This is a genomic window from Rhizobium sp. 862_C5_N1_2 (assembly GCF_051811205.1).
Lineage (GTDB): Bacteria > Pseudomonadota > Alphaproteobacteria > Rhizobiales > Rhizobiaceae > Rhizobium > Rhizobium leguminosarum.
Window position 1 is genome coordinate 928464 of sequence record NZ_JBPWPT010000002.1, and the last position, 19527, is coordinate 947990.

At 60.2% G+C, this 19527-nt stretch carries 14 protein-coding genes and 2 pseudogenes; 7 read left to right on the forward strand and 9 right to left on the reverse strand.

Annotated elements, in window-relative coordinates; all coding sequences use genetic code 11:
* The first annotated feature begins 2 nt into the window (after positions 1 to 2).
* Positions 3 to 1016, forward strand: a complete 1014-nt coding sequence (locus tag ACD590_RS28680; protein ID WP_439003942.1) for a GlxA family transcriptional regulator — start codon at positions 3 to 5, stop codon at positions 1014 to 1016.
* A 6-nt stretch (positions 1017 to 1022) separates the two neighbouring features.
* Here ACD590_RS28680 and ACD590_RS28685 read toward each other — a convergent pair.
* The 3 genes and pseudogenes from ACD590_RS28685 to ACD590_RS28695 form a co-directional block, all read right to left on the reverse strand.
* Positions 1023 to 2303, reverse strand: a pseudogene (locus tag ACD590_RS28685) (M24 family metallopeptidase).
* A gap of 47 nt (positions 2304 to 2350) precedes the next feature.
* Complete coding sequence (locus tag ACD590_RS28690; protein WP_439003943.1) at positions 2351 to 3442, reverse strand: FAD-binding oxidoreductase; 1092 nt, start codon at positions 3440 to 3442, stop codon at positions 2351 to 2353.
* Positions 3432 to 4685 (reverse strand): aromatic ring-hydroxylating oxygenase subunit alpha, encoded by a 1254-nt coding sequence (locus ACD590_RS28695; RefSeq protein WP_439003944.1) that lies wholly within the window; start codon positions 4683 to 4685, stop codon positions 3432 to 3434. Before ACD590_RS28695 ends, ACD590_RS28690 begins: the two co-directional genes overlap by 11 nt.
* A gap of 111 nt (positions 4686 to 4796) precedes the next feature.
* Between ACD590_RS28695 and ACD590_RS28700 the strand changes: the two genes are divergently transcribed.
* Positions 4797 to 5684 carry a LysR substrate-binding domain-containing protein gene (locus tag ACD590_RS28700; protein WP_439003945.1) on the forward strand — a complete coding sequence of 296 codons (888 nt, stop codon included), beginning with the start codon at positions 4797 to 4799 and terminating at the stop codon, positions 5682 to 5684.
* A 15-nt stretch (positions 5685 to 5699) separates the two neighbouring features.
* On the opposite strand, the gene ACD590_RS28705 is transcribed toward ACD590_RS28700, so the two are convergent.
* Positions 5700 to 7352, reverse strand: coding sequence for an acyltransferase (locus tag ACD590_RS28705; RefSeq protein ID WP_439003946.1), 1653 nt, complete (start codon positions 7350 to 7352; stop codon positions 5700 to 5702).
* A 334-nt stretch (positions 7353 to 7686) separates the two neighbouring features.
* Entirely contained in the window at positions 7687 to 9684 is a 1998-nt protein-coding gene (locus ACD590_RS28710) for a putative bifunctional diguanylate cyclase/phosphodiesterase (protein WP_439003947.1), read from the reverse strand.
* Between the two features lie 180 nt (positions 9685 to 9864).
* Here ACD590_RS28710 and ACD590_RS28715 point away from each other — a divergent pair, with 180 nt between their 5' ends.
* Positions 9865 to 10902: a class I SAM-dependent methyltransferase gene (locus tag ACD590_RS28715; protein ID WP_439003948.1), complete on the forward strand. Its 1038-nt coding sequence runs from the start codon at positions 9865 to 9867 to the stop codon at positions 10900 to 10902.
* Between the two features lie 294 nt (positions 10903 to 11196).
* On the opposite strand, the gene ACD590_RS28720 is transcribed toward ACD590_RS28715, so the two are convergent.
* The 3 genes from ACD590_RS28720 to ACD590_RS28730 are packed head-to-tail and all read right to left on the reverse strand — an operon-like array spanning position 11197 to position 13643.
* Positions 11197 to 11667 (reverse strand): cyclophilin-like fold protein, encoded by a 471-nt coding sequence (locus tag ACD590_RS28720; RefSeq protein ID WP_439003949.1) that lies wholly within the window; start codon positions 11665 to 11667, stop codon positions 11197 to 11199.
* Positions 11668 to 11680: 13 nt separating this feature from the next.
* Positions 11681 to 12427 (reverse strand): SDR family oxidoreductase, encoded by a 747-nt coding sequence (locus tag ACD590_RS28725; RefSeq protein WP_018445108.1) that lies wholly within the window; start codon positions 12425 to 12427, stop codon positions 11681 to 11683.
* A gap of 28 nt (positions 12428 to 12455) precedes the next feature.
* A complete protein-coding gene (locus ACD590_RS28730) occupies positions 12456 to 13643 on the reverse strand; it encodes an MFS transporter (protein ID WP_439003950.1) in 1188 nt (395 codons plus the stop codon).
* 94 nt (positions 13644 to 13737) lie between these two features.
* Between ACD590_RS28730 and ACD590_RS28735 the strand changes: the two genes are divergently transcribed.
* Both ACD590_RS28735 and ACD590_RS28740 read left to right on the forward strand, forming a co-directional pair.
* Positions 13738 to 14634 carry a LysR family transcriptional regulator gene (locus tag ACD590_RS28735; protein WP_439003951.1) on the forward strand — a complete coding sequence of 299 codons (897 nt, stop codon included), beginning with the start codon at positions 13738 to 13740 and terminating at the stop codon, positions 14632 to 14634.
* Positions 14635 to 14724, forward strand: a pseudogene (locus ACD590_RS28740) (winged helix-turn-helix transcriptional regulator); the annotation flags it as partial.
* Positions 14725 to 14887: 163 nt separating this feature from the next.
* Here the strand turns inward: ACD590_RS28740 and ACD590_RS28745 are convergent.
* Entirely contained in the window at positions 14888 to 15382 is a 495-nt protein-coding gene (locus ACD590_RS28745) for an Lrp/AsnC family transcriptional regulator (RefSeq protein WP_168299719.1), read from the reverse strand.
* Positions 15383 to 15533: 151 nt separating this feature from the next.
* Here ACD590_RS28745 and ACD590_RS28750 point away from each other — a divergent pair, with 151 nt between their 5' ends.
* A complete protein-coding gene (locus tag ACD590_RS28750) occupies positions 15534 to 15740 on the forward strand; it encodes a hypothetical protein (RefSeq protein WP_439003952.1) in 207 nt (68 codons plus the stop codon).
* 28 nt (positions 15741 to 15768) lie between these two features.
* A complete protein-coding gene (gene putA, locus ACD590_RS28755; RefSeq protein WP_439003953.1) occupies positions 15769 to 19476 on the forward strand; it encodes a trifunctional transcriptional regulator/proline dehydrogenase/L-glutamate gamma-semialdehyde dehydrogenase in 3708 nt (1235 codons plus the stop codon).
* Positions 19477 to 19527 lie beyond the last annotated feature (51 nt).

A 19527-nucleotide genomic window follows, 5' to 3' on the forward strand; every position in this document is an offset into this window, starting at 1 on the left:
CTATGCGACCTGAGCAGCATCGACAGGCAGACGCCGACGCGAAGTCGGCTGGCCGGCTCAAGGTGGGCTTTGTTCTGGCGCGATCATTCACGCTGTCCGCCTTTGCGCTCTTCGTGGACACGCTGCGGCTTGCCAGCGACGAGCAGGATCGTTCCGGAAGGGTCCTTGCAGACTGGCAGGTGATCGGCAGCACGAGGCACTTGATCACCGCGAGTTGCGGCGTCCAGGTTGCTCCGACATCCGATTTCGTCGATCCGTCGAGGTTCGACTACATCGTGGTCGTCGGCGGCCTTCTGACGGTGGAGAACCCTGTCGACCAGCAGACCATCACTTTTCTGAAGCAGGCCGACGTCAAGAAGGTGCCGCTGATCGGCGTGTGCACGGGTTCGTTCATTCTTGCTGCGGCAGGCCTGATGAAGCGGCACGAATCCTGTGTGAGCTGGCTGCATTACAAGGAGTTTCGGGAGCGGTTCCCCGAGCTTAGCGTTCGCTCCGACCGGCTCTTCAATCTCGATCGCCAGCGCGGATCGTGCGCAGGCGGCAGCAGTTCCGCCGACATGGCGGCGTTGCTGGTCAGGAAATATATAAGCCGCGACGCTGAACGAAACGCGCTTGAAGTGCTTCAGATCGAAAAGGCCCGGACTCCATCGGACATACAGCCCCGGCGTCCGCTCTACGACGACTATGACGACGCCCGCGTCAAGGCGGCGATGATTACGATGGAACAGTTCGTCGATGGCAGCATGTCGATTCAAAAGCTTGCCGCCACGGTTGGCCTGTCACGGCGGCAACTGGAGAGGATCTTTATCGACAAGACGGGAATGTCTCCTGCCAAGGCCTATAATCGTGTTCGCATGGAGCGAGCGAAATCGATCCTGGCTCAGTCGAAGGCGCCCCTGATCGAGATCGCGCTGGATGTCGGCTTTGAAAATGCCTCGCAGTTCACGCGAACGTTCAAACGCACATTCGGGCAGACCCCCTCACAGCATCGTGCAGCCGCTTCGAGAGCACACTGAGCTTATTCAGATATCCTCCCACGGAAAGGTGTCCAGCCGCTCCGCGCCCCTTGCCGTGATCAGAGCCTGGGTTTCCAGCTTGATGCTTTCAGATCCGGCTTCGGCTATCAGGCTCTCGACGTTGAGCACCATGCCCTCCTCGATGAGGCCGCTGAAATCAGGGTCGAAATCCGGATGCAGAAGGATCCCTGGCCATTCGTCCGCCATTCCGGTTCCGTGCAGAGCAAGCGTTTATCGATAAGGCTGGTATTTCTCCGGAATCCGCCACGACAGCGCGTTGAACTCCGCGAAGGTCATGCCGGGCTTCAGGATTGCGAGATTGTGCTCGATCTGATCCCTGGCGGCGGCGTAGAGTTGCTTCTGCTTGGCGTCCATCGCGACGTGCCCTGCTGTCCACGAGCGCGAGAGGTCGGCGCAATAGCCGTAGGGTCCGATCATATCGGTGTCGAAGGATATCATCTCCCCGCGTTTGACCACATAGTCCGAACATTCCTGATACCAGGGGTTCGTTCTCGGGCCTGCGGTCAGGAGCTTGGTCTCGAGCCACTCGCCGCCACTACGTGCGTTTTCGAAGTGAAGCTCGGCCCAGATCTCTCTTTCGGTGCGGCCGGGCTCGGATGCCTCGTACATCCGCGCCATGCCTGCTTCGCAGACACGGATCGTCCATCTCATCAGCTCGATTTCGTCAGCGCTTTTGATGGATCGCGCCCGCTCGGCCAGCTCCTGACCGTCTAAGAGCATGAAGCCGCGTTCCCGCAATTCGAACGCGCCGGCGGGTTCGAGCTTGTCCACCGCCACGCGCTTGTTGCCGCCGTTGCTCTTTATGAGGTCCGCGACTTCCTCCGCCCAGGCTTTCAGCCGGGGTTCCATAAGGTTCCCGGCCGTGAAGAATATCCATGACTTCGCCGGCCGGATCTCCTCGATGCCGGGAAGCCCGTCATTGACATGTTCGGCGCCTTCGAATTCGAAAAGTATGGCCGGACCATCGGCCAGGATCAGAGCGTAGCGCGAGGCGTTGTGCATCGTCCAAATGCTCATATTCGATGAATCGAAGGCATATCGGATGTTGACGGGATCGTAGAGGAGCAGGGCGCCGCAATCCCATTCGCGCATCTTCGCGCGCAGGCGTTCCAGACGATAGCGGCGAGCCCGATCGAGCGTCGTGGCCGGCAAAGGACTGATAAGAGGTCGATCCGCTCCCTCAGGATTGAGATATGCCTGCTTTCGCTCATCCTTGAAGACCGTCGGGCCGGTCAGCTCGGCGGAATCGCTTTCCTCTCGCAACATCTCAGTGAGTCCCTGTTGTCGGTGGGTGACGCGACGTTACCGGGCACTCAGCGCTCGATGACGAGATCGCTAAGCGGCTTGGAGCAGCATGGCAGAAAGAAGCCGGCGTCGATTTCCCGCTGACGAATTCCGCCATTGTGGTTCATGTCGACCGTGCCTGACGTAAGCTTCGACTTGCAGGTGCCGCAGACGCCGTTCGCGCAGGACGACGGGATCCTGACGCCTGACTTCTTCGCGCATGAGAGCACGCTCTGGTCGCCGGAGACGTCGATGCTGCGGGCCTGCTTCGAGAAGGTGACCTGAAAGACCTTGGCAGCGGCCTCCTGAACCGCAGGGATTTCAGGTTCGTCGATGACCGCTGCGTCGAAGCTTTCTTCCAAGTAGTTCGAGCCGGCGACACCGAGCTCGGCAGCAATGCCGCGCGCGGCAGCCATGAACGGCGCGGGGCCGCAGCACATCACGGTTCTGTCGGCGATATCGGGAACCGCCAGCCGCATATAGTCTGCCGAGATACGACCGGTCAGACCGGGCCAGGACGGCTCGCCGGCCACGGTCTCCGGGAGGAAATGCAGGCGAAGGCCTTTCAGCCTGCGGGCGATGCAGGCCAGCTCGTCGCGAAAGATCAGATCCTGCGGCGTCCGGCCGGCATGCATGAAGACGACGTCGGCGGGTTCGCAACTGTCGGCGATCTCACGCAGGATGGACATGACGGGCGTAATGCCGGAACCGCCGGACAGCAGCAGAAGCTTCGGTTTCGACGTCGCGGGCCTGACGAAATGGCCAAGCGGGCCGTTCGCCTTGACGGTTGCACCGGGAACCAGGGTGTCATGAAGCCAGTTGGAAATCTTGCCGCCGGGAACGCGCTTCACCGTCACCGAGAAGGCGTTCGTTCGATGCGGCGAGGAGGAGATGCTGTAGCACCTGTTTTCAGCGTCTCCATTATGTTCCAGGTCGAACAGAAAATACTGCCCGGCCTTGAACGCGAACCGCTTGCCCTCACGGGAGGCGAAGGTGAATGTCTTGACGTCGTGGGTCTCCTGCTGAACGTCGAGGCAGACCAGCGCGTCGTCTTCCTCTGGGTTCCACAGGTCGTGAAGGGCGGCTCTGGGCGCGGGCGCCTGCGGGCTTCTAGTATCCATGGGCGCGCATCCGGTCGATGTACCAGGCGGCGAACTTGTCGAGGTTCGTCTCGGAGAAGCGGGAGTAGGGGCCGGGCTGATATGCCTGGTCGAGAGCGCCGGCATGGGAGCGGGCGACGAGATCGGCGTCCTGGTCGGTCGTCGCGACCCAGACGTCCGTCAGCTTGTCGAGATCGTAATCCACGCCTTCGACGGCGTCCTTGTGGACCAGCCACTTGGTTCTAACCAGCGTCTTGCCCGCGGAGAGCGGAATGACGGTGGCCACCACGGCGTGGTCGCCCATGAAGTGGTTCCAGCTGTTGTGGCCCCAAAGATGTGTGTCACCGAGATCCTTGCGGGTCATCTGCCCGAGAAGCTTGGAGGATGCGGCAGTGGCGTCGTGGGTCTGGGATTCACCGGCGCCTGCGATGATCAGGCGCTGGGTGCGGAAATTGGTGGCGCAGTCGGCGAGTTGTTCGACGGCAGCCGAGGGGAAGCCGTCAGCCTCCCACGCCTTGGTCCGTTCTTCATACAGCCTGAAATGCTCTTCGGCCTGTTCACGATCCTCCGGGCTCAGAGTTTCGGGGTCGAAGCCGAAGTCGAGATCGACGAAGGAGACGCAGAGCTCCGGATGGTTTGCGGAGCAGTGGTAGCATTCGCGATTGTTCTCCATCGTCAGCTTCCAGTTGCCGTCCTCGATGACGTCCGTCTGGCAGGCAATCTTTGCGTTCCGGATGTCGTAGGGGGCGAGGCGCTCGGTCATGGCCTGCTCGAGGAGAGCGATGTCCTCGGGCGGATTGTCGGAAAGACAGACATAAATCAGTCCGCCGATCGACTTGAAGGGGACGGACTTGAGGCTCCGACACTCCTTGTCGAAGTCCTTGCCCATGTGAGGCGCGTAGCTGAGCTCACCCGTCAGTTCATATGTCCAGGTGTGATAGGGACAGACGAGTTTTGAGACGATCGTCTTGCCCGGATCGAGAAGGCGGGAGCCGCGATGGCGACAGACATTGTGCAGGACGCGGATTTCTCCGTCGTCGTCACGCAGAAGGATCAGGCTCGTCTTGCCGATATCGACCACCGTGGCGTCGCCGGGTTCGGGAACATCACAGTCCAGGCCGACACAGATCCAGTGCTTGTGGAAAAAGACCTCGAGGTCTGCTTCGAACACGTCTTCTCTGACGTAAAGGCCGGCCGGCAGCGAGTGACCGTCGGCGCGGGCGTCGAGAAGGGCTGAAATGGTAGATGGAAGCCTGTTTAGCATGAGAACCTCTTATGCGAGAGTTTCCCGAGATTGCCCTTGCAACGCTGACGTTTCAACGGCATAAAAAATCACGTTCGCATGAGTTTTTATCATGTGAAGAGGAGTTCTGCGATGCATTTCCGAAGACGGATCCCGTCGCTGACGGCACTGGTGACCCTGGAGGCGGTGCTCAGGAAGAAGAGCTTCACCACGGCTGCGACCGAATTGGGTGTCACCCAGGCGGCAGTCAGCAGGCAGATTGCGTTGCTGGAGGAGGAATTCGGCCAGCCCCTATTCGTGCGCAAGCATCGAGCCATCGAACCGACAACGGCATGCATCAACCTCGGAGCCACGCTGGCGAAGAGCTTTGCCGATATCGCCGAGAGCGTGGAAGCGATCCAGTCGCGCAGCCAGGACGTGTTGACGATAGGGGCGACCGTTGCATTCTCTTCCTTCTGGCTGCTGCCGCGGCTGGCCGAATTCCGCCGGGCGAACCCGGGCATTCTGGTGCGAGTGATATCCCAGGACAGCCCGATCGCTCTCGACGACGGAGAAGTCGATGTGGCAATTCGCTATGGTGTGCCCCCTTTCAGCGATGCTACCGTCATCGCCTCGCGCGGCGACGTCATCTGCCCCGTCTGCTCTCCCGATTACCTCAGGCGTCGAGGAGATGGCCCGCTAGGCTCCGTCGACGAATTCATCGAAACGGACGTTCTTGATCGTTCCTGGTATAGCTGGGCGCAGTGGTTTTCTCTGACCGGCGCCAAGCTCGAGGTAAAGCCGTCGCTTCGGTTCAACCATTATACCGAAACCATCGCCGCCGCGCGCGCAGGGCAAGGGATTGCCTTGGGATGGCGCGTGCTGGTGGGCACTTTTCTGGAGGATGGAACCCTGGTGCGGATCGGCGGCGGTGAGCTTGCCGCGGAAGATCGTTACAACGTGATCGTGCCCGTCAAAGCCAAGCGAAACAACGCGCGGGACCTTGCCGCCGCCTGGCTGACGGCATCATTGCACGGTTGATCGAAACTGCCGTATTCACAAGCCCAATCCTACAGTGGCCGTTCGGTGGACGCCTTTGGGGACGAAGGCGAAGTGATCTGCCAGTCCCAGGAAATCGGCCGCCAGGTGAATGACGGAAAGCCACATTTCCGTCCCCTGCAAGCTCGGTTCACCACCGTCGGCAAACGGGAATCCCTCGCCATCCCGCCATCTATCCAGAGCCCTTGATATGAGATTGCGGGCGATCGCCTCTCCGTCAGCCCGCCTGTAGTCGGTCTGCCGGGCAATCAGCAGCAGAGGATGAATCGTATCGAGCAGGTTGCACGCATTGTATTTCGCAGCAACGAAGCCCTTATGGTTGCGATAATTGAGGTGAACTGTTTCGAGCGAGGCATGCGGGTGGGGAAGTGCCGCGCCGAACTGGGCGTAGGTGCCACGCGTCAGGCGATAAAAGCCGTTCACAGGCTGGAGCCATCCTTCCCCCGCGGTCGGCTCGCCCCAGAGCCCTGAAACGCTGTTGGCATTCCGGCTCAGCCACTCGAAGAGCTGCTGCCGTGAATGCCCGATGCCAAAATACTTGGCATTGAAGTACATGGCGGTTCCGATCGCATCGACCACGCTGCCGGCGTGCCATGCCCGGGTTGGCCAGGGCAGGGCGCTCAGCCATTCGTCAAGCTCTCCGATGCCAAACTCGACGGCATGGACGGGTTGCCGTGGACTGGAGCCAAGCAGCTCAAGCGCATATCCGACCGAAAGGACGTTGTAGAGCGCCTTTGGATCATCCCTCAGCGCCTTGTCGTGCATGCGCGAATGCTCATCCGGGAACAGCCCGGTCTCTCGTTCCTGGAGGCCTTGGAGAAGCTCGACGGTTTCCGAGAGATTGAGGTCGGGCGGCAGGTGACCGAACCCGGCGGCGATCTCGATGGCATCGCATAAATGCCGGATCGCCGGCCTCCGGACGCCGTCCGCTTCCAGGGATTCATAGGCTCCCTGCGTTTTCCAGCGTGCAAGAATGTCCGGCCACTGGTCTTTCGCCTTCTGCCCCAGCCTGACCAATTGATCTTCGATGTCTCCAGTGCCGGATTTCCTAGGTGCCGAGCCTCGGCTCCGCAGTACCCGGGCGGGCACGCCACCGGCAATCGACATGGTGGGAATGTCTCCGGTAACCACCGCTCCGGCGGCGATCACGGCGCCATTTCCAATTGTTGCGCCATCGAGGACCACGGAATTGGCGCCGATCCAGACATCGTCACCGATCACTATGCCGATGCTGACGACACCCTGGCGGTGTATGGGAACTGCCGGATCGTCGAAGCCATGATTGAAGCCGACGATCGAGGCATGCGAAGCAATCCGCACGCCATTGCCGCACGTCACTGTGCCGGAAATACAGGCATAGGGATTGATGGTGCAATCATCGCCAAGGATCACATGGCCGCGGACGAGTGCGTGCCCGGCGATCCAGGATCGCTCGCCCATCGTCAGGCTTTCGGTGAAGATCGCGGCATTCTCGGCGATGTAGGACGTCTCGGCCAGCTCCGCACCGCATGATCGCCTGAGTTCCGCCTTGCGGGCAAGGTGGGCTGGATGGCCGAGGTCGGACACAATGTGTTCCCAGGTAAGGTATTGAAGCCTGCGCGCTTCCCTCTGTTCGTTCACCGGGGCTTGCGGGCCATTGGCGTGATCCATCTGATCCTCATTCTCAGGTTCAACCGCCGAATATTCGTCTGATTCAGCGATCCGTTGCCTCGCTGCATCAGACGGCGTGATCCGTCCAAAAGCAAGACTTCTGACAATGGTGGCACAGCCCTCGTTGCGATGGCTCCAATTGCCTTGGTTGCCGTGTAGGTAATCGGTTCGGCCGAGGCGCCCGGGTTCATCGCCTGTACGAAGCGCACCGCCCGGCGAGAAGATAAGGGTATGCTTGCCACGCTCACCTCTGAATTCGCAATTGGCAGAGACGTCATGCACCACGCACCGATCATCGGCAACGTGCTGAGCCATCTGGAAACCTTGAGGCGAGTTATGCCGCGCTCAGAAGTTCAGCGCTAACCGGCATTCCCATATGAAAGCCCTGGACGCGGTCGATGCGAAGATCCTTGAGAAGGGAAAACTGTGCTGCAGTTTCGACGCCTTCCACCAGGATCGTATTCCCACGATTGCGGATGAGAGCAATCATGTCCTGAAGCATCATCAGACCGCGTGGGTTCGAGCAGTCGTGCAGGAAGGTTCTATCGACCTTGACCGTCTGAAACTCGATTGCCCTCAGCCAAGAGAGGCCCGCGAAACCGCAGCCGAAGTCGTCAAGCCAGATCTCGACGCCGAGTGCCCGCAGATCGGCAATGCATTTCAGCACCTCCGACTGCATATCCATGTCCAGGCCCTCAGTGACTTCCAAGGCTAGTCGCGATCCGCAGACCCCGCACCGAGCAAGGATATCAGCGACACTGGCAGCAAAGCCGGGGGAACGCAGTTGTATTGGCGACACGTTGACGCTGACGGTAACCATGCGATCGGTCATCAATATATCGCGGCATGCCGTCTCGATCGCCCACCTGCCCAGTTCGAGGATAGCGCCACTTCGTTCTGCCACCGGAATGAATGTCTTCGGCGAAACCGCGGTGCCGTCCGGCATCCTGAGGCGCATCAAAGCCTCGACAGCTCTTGCCTTCTCGTTCGTCACGTCGAAGATCGGTTGGTACACGAGCGAAACCAGTTTGCGATCAATGGCGGCCGCCAGCAGTGGGACGAGTTTACCAGCATAGTCGTCGGGGCGAGGCAACAACGGATCAAAACTACGAATGCAGTTTCGGCCACTTGCTTTGGCATTGTAGAGAGCAAGGTCGGCTTCACGCACTATTCGTTCAACTTTCTCTCCAACTTTCTCGCGGGTGAAGGCGGCGCCAATGCTGACGGTTACGATCGACATATCATCTGGTCGCTCGTCGTGAGCAATCGCAAGAGACTCGACTTCCATTCTGATCTTCTCGGCGAGAGTCATCGCGACCTTGGGAAGGGCAGCCGGCATGACCACGATAAACTCCTCGCCACCATACCTGCCGATCATGCCGTCGGACGACTCTACAACTGCCTTCAGCGCATTGGCGATGACAATCAGACATCGGTCTCCTTCCTGATGTCCGTAGCGATCATTGAAGCGTTTGAAAAAGTCGACGTCGATGAGGAACACGGAGAAGTCGCGTTGTTCGTCTTTCCAAGCGGCCCAGCATTCGTCGAGTCGCCGATCCAGCGCGCGTCTGTTGCTTATGCCTGTCAGGTAGTCAGTATGTGAAAGCTCGAGCAGTGACCTTCCCCGCTCGGACGCTTCCCAGTGCTGGTGGCGAGCCTCCGCCGCGTTCAACAACACGTTTCGACGCTCCACGTTCAATCGCCAATTGACGAAAGACGTGAAGATAAAGCACGAAATGTAGAACAACCCGAAGGCAAACTTGTAGGTTTGGCTTGACGGGAAAAATTCCTCGATCGTAACGAAAAATGCGCAAAGAACGAGGCTCGAGGTGATCACCGAAAGCCGAAACGGGAAACTGAAAAAGAGGTTGGCGCCCATCATGAAGATGGCGCCGAATATCATGTAGTATGACATGGCGGTGACGTCGCGGGTGGCAATCGCCGGGTAAAGCCAGCCCACATAGCCCGCAAGCAGTGCCGAGGCGCATGTGATGTCAAGCCAGACGGTTTTCGCTTTTACCAGGCGCAGGGTCTCGAAAACCAGCAGAGCGATCGTTGCAACGACGAATCGCGCGGCGATCGTCACAGGCGCAACATCGGGGATCAGCCAACGGTCGGGAAGTGCGAAGGACACATAAACGGCAACCGCGATCCAAAGACCATGCCGTGAACTCCGCCATCGGACAGCATCATTTTCAGTTTTCAAAGACTTGAGGGCCTCGGCGAATGAAAAGCTGGCGGTGGATTCGTCGGGCGGGACATTAGCGTAAGCCGCGGTCCTGCAAAAACGCCGGACTGACAGCCATCTAAAGTATGTTGAAAAGTAAGCCATACTTCGGCGCCCTCCAGAGTTGCGTTCGGCAACCTGCAACCGGTTTGTCTTGTTGCTTAGCTTTGTTAGAGGGGTAGCATCGGACCCGCAAGAGTAGAATTACCCTTATCCCGTGTAGATTCTAGTCGCATCCTATTTCGAGGTTGATTATGCTTAACGCTATGTCAAAGGGGGCTCGAAATGGCACAAAACCTGGTCTTGGACGGTGAAAGTCTTGTTGCGCCAGGTGAAATTCGTCGGGCGGCAAGAAGGGTTGCTGCCCCAGATCCCGGCCACCTTATCGTTGCCAGAGCCGAGCTTGCCCTCAGCCTTGACGTGTCGATCCGTCAGTTCAAATCCGGCATCGAGCCTAATGCGATAATCGAGCGTCTTACCGACGCCTTGCATCAGATACGGCGGCGCTTTCATCCGGAGGTGTGGGACGCCATCGTTCCGATCGCGCAATCTCATCCAGTTGCTCACTATCTTCATCAAGATCCATTGACCCGCTGGTCGTTCGAAAAGCCGCGCGGCTATTCTGGCGACGCACGCCTTCTCGACTTCATCTACGGCAGACCTGAGATTGAGGACGCCGTCTTATCAGCGAGCAACCTGGGACGCTCGATCTACGCCTACACTCGAAATGCTTCGTCATCCGTCGCGGTAAGAGAGCGTCGAGACATTCTGGCTCGCCGCGTTGACGAAATCGCTTTGGCCCGGCCTGGTTCCACCGAAGTCCTCGCCATCGCGGCCGGACATCTTCGTGAGGGGCCTTTGTCACGCGCTCTCGGCGCCGGCGCGATCAGGCGCTGGGTAGCCTTGGATCAAGACCCGATGAGCGTTGGAACCGTCACCCGCGATTTCGCCGGCACGTCCGTCGAAGCGGTGAACGGGTCGGTCAAATCCCTGCTCGGTGGAAGGCATGCGCTGGGAATGTTCGATTTCGTTTATGCCGCGGGTCTTTATGACTATTTGCCGGACGCGGTCGCCGTAAAGCTGACCAAGAAGTGCGTCAGCATGCTTAAGCCTGGCGGCACATTCCTATTCGCCAACTTTTCCCCGGAGACGGAGGTCGATGGCTATATGGAAACATTTATGAACTGGGCGCTGCTGTTGCGGTCAGAACGAGAGATGGGCTTGATCGCCAGTGAAAGCGTGGCTGGGGCGGATGTGAAGGTGTCGGTTTGGTCCGGCTCAAACCGCAGCATTGTCTACTGTGAAATTCAAAGACCGCGGTAGGCCGCTTGTTGGCTTGAAGGGCTTGCCGACCTTCAGCGTCTACTCGGCCACCAAGGTCTCGCTCGCTCGTTCACCCGCTGCTGACGACCAATCTGCGGCGCCCCGGTTCCGCGTTCGCACGGGAGGAGATGGCGATGCCAAGCGGCGAACGGGGCACGCTTCGGTGGCAGTATTCCTGCCATTTCTCCAAGGGTTGTCATCCGAAGCAGATATCGGTTTGACGTGCTGGCCGATCTCGGCTCAACGGACGCCCGAGAGGAACGCTATTTTAGATTTCTGCTCATGCAACCTTTGTCAGATGCGTTCTATGCGGAGCGGATACTCGCCGCGCACCAGCAACGGCTCGAAGTCATTGTCGAAGCGGCCGAGCCTGATCAGCCCGTCCCAGCGGTAATCCGCGTAGAACAGGGCCAAGTTGCCCCAGGGTTTGAAGTAGCAAAGGTCGCCCGGCTGCTCGTTTCCGAAAGCACCGCTGCCTTCTTCGGTGAGCTTGCGCGGCAGATGGACGATCTTTTCGTTCCTGCCATAGTCCTCGATCTTAAGGTTCAGGGGTAGCATGGAAACGAGATCGCGCGCCGTCGGATTGTCGGCGAGTGTCGCGGTCAGGGTTAGATTGTTGAAGCCTATCCGGATCCTGACGCCTGTCGCCTCGGGCTCCGCCGGGCCGCACTCGTCCTGCCCTTGCGCCACGAGAGGCAGAGCGGCGGCCGCCAAGGTTAAGCCCAGCACCGCGCGACGGCTCATGAACTTGGATGTCATCGACATAGCGCGCCTCGCGTCAGACAGGTTGAGCCGTCGGCCGGAACAGGATTTCGTTGATGTCGACATCGTCCGGCTCGTTCACCGCGAAGGCGACCGTTCGGGCGAACGTGTCCGCGCTGACGGCGATCTTGCTGACGAACTCCTTTGTGCCCGCCTGGATGTCCTTTTCGCTGATGTGTTCGAGGAGTTCGGTGCTCACTGCGCCGGGTGAAATGATCGTGGTCCGGATGTTGTACGGCTTCACTTCCTTCCGCAGCCCTTCCGAGAGGGCGCGCACGGCGAATTTCGTCGCGCAATAGACGGTGGCGCCCGGATCGATCACATGACCGTAGACGGAGGACACGTTGATGATGTGCCCCGACTTCTGCGCCTTCATGTGCGGAAGCGCTGCTGCGATACCGTAGAGCACCCCTTTGATGTTCACGTCGATCATGCGATCCCACTCGTCAACTTTGAGCCGTTCGAGCGGCGCAAGTGGCATCAGGCCGGCATTGTTCAGCATCACGTCGATGCGACCGAACGCGTTGACGGCCGTGTCGACGAGCTTTTTGACTTGATGTTGGTCCGTGACGTCGGTTTGGACTGCCTTGGCCTTATAGCCCTTGGCGGACAGCTCCTCAGCCAGCGCAGCGATGCGGTTGCTACGCCGCGCGCCGAGGACGACGGACGCGCCGCGCTCCGCAAGGTGACGCGCGGTGGCTTCGCCAAGCCCGCTGCTTGCCCCGGTGATGACGACCACTTTGTTTTCAATTCCTTGGGACATGATGATCTCCTGTTTGGTTTCTGAAGGCTCAGGAACGGCGGCCGGCGAGCGCGGCCAGGACAGCCGAGCCGGCGAGAAGGCAGGCGGCCAGAAGGAAGGTGCTCCGCCATCCCGAGGCGTCGAACAGCATGCCGCCAGCAAAGGCGCCGCCTGCAATGGCGAGCTGGATCAGCGCCACCTGCAGTCCACCTGCCGCTTCCAATTCACCAGGAACGATGGCGGCCATCCAGGTGTTCCAGGCCACCGGAATCGGGGTCGAGAAGAATCCCCAGAAGACGAGCAGCAATGTCGTAATCGCTGCGAACGGCCCGAGAGCGATCAGCAGCAGGGCAAGGACAGCAAGAGCAGCCGGCAGACCTACGAGAACGAGTAGGAGGTGGCGCCGGGCGACGAAGCCGATCACGGAGGTTCCAGCTAGCCCGCCGACTCCGAGGCCGAGAAGCACCATGGACAGAACATTCAATTCCAGTCCCGTGACGCCTTCGAGGAACGGGCGAAGATAAATGGACAGTGCGTTCTGGCCAATGAAGGCCAAGCCGGTCGCCGCCATTCCAACTGCGAATGTGCGATTGCGCAGCAGCCCGAATATTCTGGCCACCGAGACGGTTGATGTCGCCGGCATCCTCGGCAGAACGACCAGTTGCCAGACGAGTGCGGCAATTCCGATCGGCACGGTAATGAAGAACGCTCCGCGCCATCCGATGAACCCGCCAAGAAAACTGCCGAGTGGCGCGGCAAGGACGAGCGCGAACGCGGTGCCGCCTTGCAGAAGCGCAATGGCCTTGGGCAGATCACGGTCCGAAACCAAGCGTGCCAGAATAGCCGTCGACAGCGACCAGAAGCCGCCGATCGAAACGCCGACCAGGGACCGCCCGACAAGAAAGACAGGGAAGTTGGGTGCGAGAGCAACCGCCAAGCTCGATGCAACAAGAACCGCCGTATAGAGCAAGACGACAGACTTCCGGTCGATCCTCGCCAGGAAGGCATTGCCGAAAAGGCTGGTGAGAACCGCAAAGACACCCGACACGGTGATCGCCAATCCGGCTTGCCCCTCTGAAATAGAGAGGTCCCTGGCGATTGGGGTCAGAAGGCTCACAGGGAGAAATTCCAGACCCACCAAAAGGAAAGTGAGAAGCGAGAGACAGGTCACAGCAGACCATGAGGTCGCCGTGTCGTCCATCAGTGAGGTCTCATTCAATGTCAACTCGACGGTCATTCACGTTCTCCTGTCCGTTGCCAGATAGATAGCCGGACTGGTTTTGCGCGACTAGAAGCTATAATCTGAACGTCGTGATGAAGGAGATTCAACAATGCGGCGCGACGAGTTCACGGAAATGCGTGCGTTTCTGGAGGTGGCTCAGGAGCGGAGTTTCACGCGCGCTGCATCAAAATTGGGAGTTACGCGCTCGGCGTTGAGCCATACGATCAGCGCGCTCGAAGCCCGACTCGGCGTCCGGCTTCTTTCCCGCACGACGCGTGACGTGGCTCCCACGGCGGCCGGTGCGCGCCTCGTGGAAACTATCCAGCCGCATTTCGAGAGCATCGCCGCCGGGATCAGTGCCCTCGGCGCGTTGCGCGACAAGCCTTCGGGCACAGTCCGCCTCGTATGTCCCGATGATGCCGTGGAGCTGGTTTTCCGTTCGAGGCTGTCGGCATTTTTACGGGATTACCCCGATATCACCGTGGAACTCATCGTCGACAACGGTTTCACAAATATCGTGGAGCGCCAATTCGATGCCGGCGTGCGGCTCGGCGAGGCGATTGCGCGCGACATGGTGGCCGTTCGCATCGGGCCCGATATCTCTTATGCCGTGGTCGGATCACCGGAATATTTTGTGGCCCGCACTGCACCTTCGACCCCGCAAGACTTGACGGACCACAATTGCGTGAACCTGCGTCTTCCGACGTCAGGCGCTCTGTATGCCTGGGAGTTTGAAAAGGATGGCCGCGAGTTCAGCGTACGTGTGGAAGGCCAGCTCGTGATGAGCAACATAGGACCTGCGATCAATGCCGCTCTCGATGGGGCGGGGCTGTCTTATGTGCCGAGGGATCTCATCAGGCAATATTGTGACAGCGGTCAACTGCACGAAGTGCTGTCGGACTGGGCGCCAACGTTCCAAGGGTATCATCTCTATTACCCCAGCCGGCGCCATCCATCCCCTGCTTTCTCCGCCTTCGTCGAAGCCTTTCGCTACCGGCATCGGTAACCAACACTCGAGACGGCGTGGTGGAAAGAGTACGGCAAGAGCGTGCCGGTGAAATCGAGCCCACGCGGTCGAAAAGCGAGAGATGGCTGAATGGCTGTGGGTGGATTGCTACTTGCCGCAACCGCTTTAGCCATCGCTTCATGCGAATGGTCGGAATGATCGCATTGGCGCGACAGCCGATGGCAATGACTATATCGCAGTCCCTCCGGCGGCAACTCACCGGCAGCTCGTCATAGCTTCCCACGGATCACATTCACGAAAAACTCGAACCGGACTTGTCCCAGCCTTCCTTGACCGTCTCCATTGCGACGTTGGTCGAGGTGTTGGCAACGTGGGGCAGGGTCGAGATGCGCTCGCCGAGGACGCGGCGGTAGCGGCCAATATCTCGGGTGCGGATCTTCAAGAGATAGTCGAACCTGCCTGCAATCATATGACACTCTTCGACTTCCCCGATCTTCTTGATGGCATCGTTGAAGCTTTTCAGCGCATGCTCGCGGGTATCGGAGAGTTTCACCTCGACGAAAGCAATGTGGTCGAGCTGCATTTTCGACGGATTGAGGATGGCCTTGAAGCCTTCGATGTATCCTTCGCTGATCAGCCTTTTGAAGCGAATCTGGCATGGCGTCTTCGACAGTCCGACACGCGTAGCCAGATCGGTGATCGACAGCCTTCCGTCCTCGGCGAGTGCGGCGAGGATTTTTTTATCGAACTGGTCCAATTCACTAAAGATGTCAGTTTCTGTGGCCATTTGAACTCTCGATGGCGTATTAATAAGTTCATACGGCCTAGAAACTGTAAAAATCAAGTGAGATCGCGATTTGTGGCTGTGATAGATTGGGCGCCGGGTGAAAGAGCGCTGTGATCGGTATCGGCGTCGACCTCAAAACGGGGGATCATACATGCATGACAACGAAGCGGATGATGACCAAGAACCCGACCTGCTCGTTCACTACCGGCCGGTGGCAATAAGGGCTGTGGCGGCGGCGCTCACATTCAAGCGCGACAGACCAGATGCGCGCCCGCTGCGCGAGACCGAATATTCCGGCCCCGCTTTCACGGATGATGCGCTCTGGGACGATGAGCCCTCTGTTCCATTTATCCGCTAGACCAAACATCGATTGAATAGGGACTCCCATGTTGAACGCAGCGACGCCCTCCACGCCCTCCCATGATCCGGTCGACGGCGCGCCGTTCTCCGGCTTTGCCCCACCGATCCGACCGCAATCCGAACTTCGCCAGGCCATCACGGCAGCCTATCGCCGACCGGAAACCGAATGCCTTCCGCCGCTCGTTGCCGCAGCGCGTGTCTCCGAGGCAAAACGCTATGACATTCGCAGCACGGCCCGCAGCCTGATTGAGGCGTTGCGCGCCAAGCACAAGGGGACCGGTGTCGAAGGGCTGGTGCAGGAATACTCACTCTCCAGCCAGGAAGGCGTGGCGCTGATGTGCCTCGCCGAAGCGCTGTTGCGCATTCCCGATACCGAAACCCGGGACGCGCTGATCCGCGACAAGATCGCCGAGGGCAACTGGACCTCCCATATCGGTGGCGGAAAATCCATGTTCGTCAACGCCGCCACCTGGGGTCTCGTCGTCACCGGCAAGCTGACCTCGACGGTTAACGACCGAAGCCTGTCGGCAGCGCTGACACGGCTGATCGCGCGCGCCGGCGAGCCGGTCATCCGTCGCGGCGTCGATATGGCGATGCGCATGATGGGCGAGCAGTTCGTCACCGGCGAAACGATCGCAGAGGCGCTGAAGCGCGCCCGCCCGCTGGAAGCGCGTGGTTTCCGCTATTCCTACGACATGCTGGGCGAGGCCGCCACGACGGGCGCTGACGCCGAGCGCTATTACCGGGATTACGAAAAGGCGATTCATGCCATCGGCAAGGCGTCGGACGGGCGCGGCATCTATGACGGCCCGGGCATATCGATCAAGCTTTCAGCCCTGCATCCGCGTTACGTGAGGTCGCAGGCCGGCCGGGTGATGAGCGAGCTGCTGCCGAAGGTCAAGGCGCTGGCCGTTCTCGCCAAGACCTATGATATCGGCCTCAATATCGACGCGGAGGAGGCCGATCGGCTGGAGCTTTCACTCGACCTCCTCGAGGCGCTTTGCTTTGCCCCTGATCTCGCCGGATGGAACGGGCTGGGCTTCGTCGTGCAGGCCTATGGCAAGCGCTGCCCCTTCGTCCTCGACTACATCATCGATCTCGCACGCCGTTCCGGGCGCCGGGTTATGGTCCGTCTCGTCAAGGGCGCCTATTGGGATGCGGAGATCAAGCGCGCCCAGCTGGACGGCCTCGACGACTATCCGGTCTATACTCGCAAGATCTACACCGATGTTGCCTACGTCGCCTGCGCGCGCAAGCTGCTCGATGCTCCGGATGCGGTCTTTCCGCAATTTGCCACCCATAATGCGCAGACGCTCGCTACGATCTATCGTCTGGCGGGTCCTGAGTTTGCGGTCGGGAAATACGAGTTTCAATGTCTGCATGGCATGGGCGAACCTCTCTATGACGAGGTCGTCGGAAAGGAAAAACTGGACCGGCCCTGCCGCATCTATGCGCCTGTGGGAACACATGAGACGTTGCTCGCCTATCTGGTTCGACGTCTTCTGGAAAATGGTGCCAATTCCTCCTTCGTGCACCGCATCTCCGATCCGAATGTCTCGGTCGAGGCCCTGATCGCCGATCCCGCCGAAATCGTCGCAGCCATGCCGGTCGTTGGCGCGCCCCACGCGCAGATCGCCTCGCCGAAGGCAATTTACGGCAACGCCCGGGCCAATTCCGACGGCCTCGATCTCTCGAACGAGGCCACCCTTTCGGATTTGGCAGAGGCGCTCGCCACCACGGCTGCGACCCTATGGCACGCACTTCCCATCCTTGCCGACGGCTCTACAGGTGGGGTGACGCGGGAGGTTCTCAATCCTGCCGATCACCGGGATGTTGTCGGCACGGTGACCGAAGTGAAGGTCGAGGAGGCAGCGCGCATCGTTCGCATGGCGGCCGAGCATGCGCCGCAATGGGCCGCCGTGCCGCCGGCCGAGCGTGCCGCCTGTCTCGAGCGTGCGGCCGACATCATGCAGGCCCGCATCAAGACGCTGATGGGCATCGTCATGCGCGAAGCCGGCAAATCCGCGGCCAATGCCGTCGGCGAGGTGCGTGAGGCCATCGATTTCCTGCGCTACTACGCCGAACAGGCGCGCAAGACCCTCGGCCCCTCGCATGCGCCCCTCGGCCCGGTCGTCTGCATCAGCCCGTGGAATTTCCCGCTGGCGATTTTCACCGGGCAGGTCGCCGCAGCCTTGGTGGCCGGCAATCCCGTGCTTGCCAAACCGGCCGGCGTCACGCCGATCATCGCTTCGGAAAGCGTGAAGATCCTCCACGAGGCGGGCGTGCCTGTCGGTGCCTTGCAGTTCGTGCCCGGCAGCGGCCGCCTTGGCGCCGGCATGGTCGGGGCGGAGGAAACGGCAGGCGTCATGTTTACCGGGTCGACCGAAGTTGCCCGCATGATCCAGGCGCAGCTGGCGGAACGGCTGTCAGCAGGCGGCAGGCCGATTCCGCTGATCGCCGAAACGGGCGGTCAGAACGGCATGATCGTCGACTCCTCGGCACTGGCCGAGCAGGTGGTGGCCGACGTCATTGCCTCGGCTTTCGATAGCGCCGGTCAGCGCTGCTCGGCGCTCAGAGTTCTCTGCCTTCAGGACGATGTCGCCGACAGGACCCTCAACATGCTGAAGGGCGCCTTCCGCGAACTGACGATCGGCCGTACCGATCGGCTGAGCATCGACGTCGGCCCAGTCATCAATGACAGCGCAAAGACGGAGATCGACCAGCATATCGAGCATATGCGCGGCTTAGGCCGCAAGGTGGATCAGTTGCCGCTGCCCGAAAGTGCCGCGGCGGGGACCTTCGTTCCGCCGACGATTATCGAAATCCAGTCGCTGTCGGACCTGACGAGGGAGGTCTTCGGACCGGTCCTGCACGTCATCCGCTTCAAGCGAAACGGGCTCGACCGTCTGATCGACGACATCAACGCATCGGGTTATGGGCTCACATTCGGGCTTCACACCCGGCTTGATGAAACGATCGCGCATGTGACCAGCCGCATCAAGGCTGGCAACCTCTACGTCAACCGGAACATCATCGGCGCCGTCGTCGGCGTGCAGCCTTTCGGCGGTCGCGGCTTGTCGGGAACAGGTCCGAAGGCCGGCGGTCCGCTCTATATCGGCCGGTTGGTGCAACGCGCTCCGGTGCCGCCGCAGCAGGATTCCGTTCATACGGACCTCGCCCTTCGCGACTACATTGTCTGGCTCGATAAGAAGGGCCTGCCGGGCGAGGGGGAGGCGGCGCGTGGATATGCGAGCCGTTCGGCGCTCGGGCTCGAACGCGAACTCACCGGTCCGGTCGGGGAGCTCAATCTCTACGCGCTCCATCCCCGCGGCCGTATTCTCCTCGTGCCGCAGACGGAAAGCGGGCTTCATCGCCAGATCGCCGCAGCCCTGTCGACCGGTAACCATATCGTCGTGGACGCGGGTTCCCTATCGAAGTCAGTCCTGGCGGATCTTCCCGCGGCTGTCGCCAGCCGAATTTCCTGGACATCGGATTGGGAAAAGGACGGACCGTTCTCGGGTGCCCTCGTCGAAGGGGATCGCGACAGGGTTCTGGCCGTCAATCAGAAGATCGCTCACCTGCCCGGTCCGCTTCTGCTGGTCCAGGCCGCGACAGCCGAGGAATTGGCGAGCGATCCCGAAGCCTATTGCCTGAATTGGCTGCTGGAGGAGGTGTCGACGTCGATCAACACCGCGGCCGCCGGCGGCAATGCAAGCCTCATGGCCATCGGCTGAGTTGCAATACGAGGGCGCAGAAAATGCGCCCTCGAAACTCCAGACGGCTCT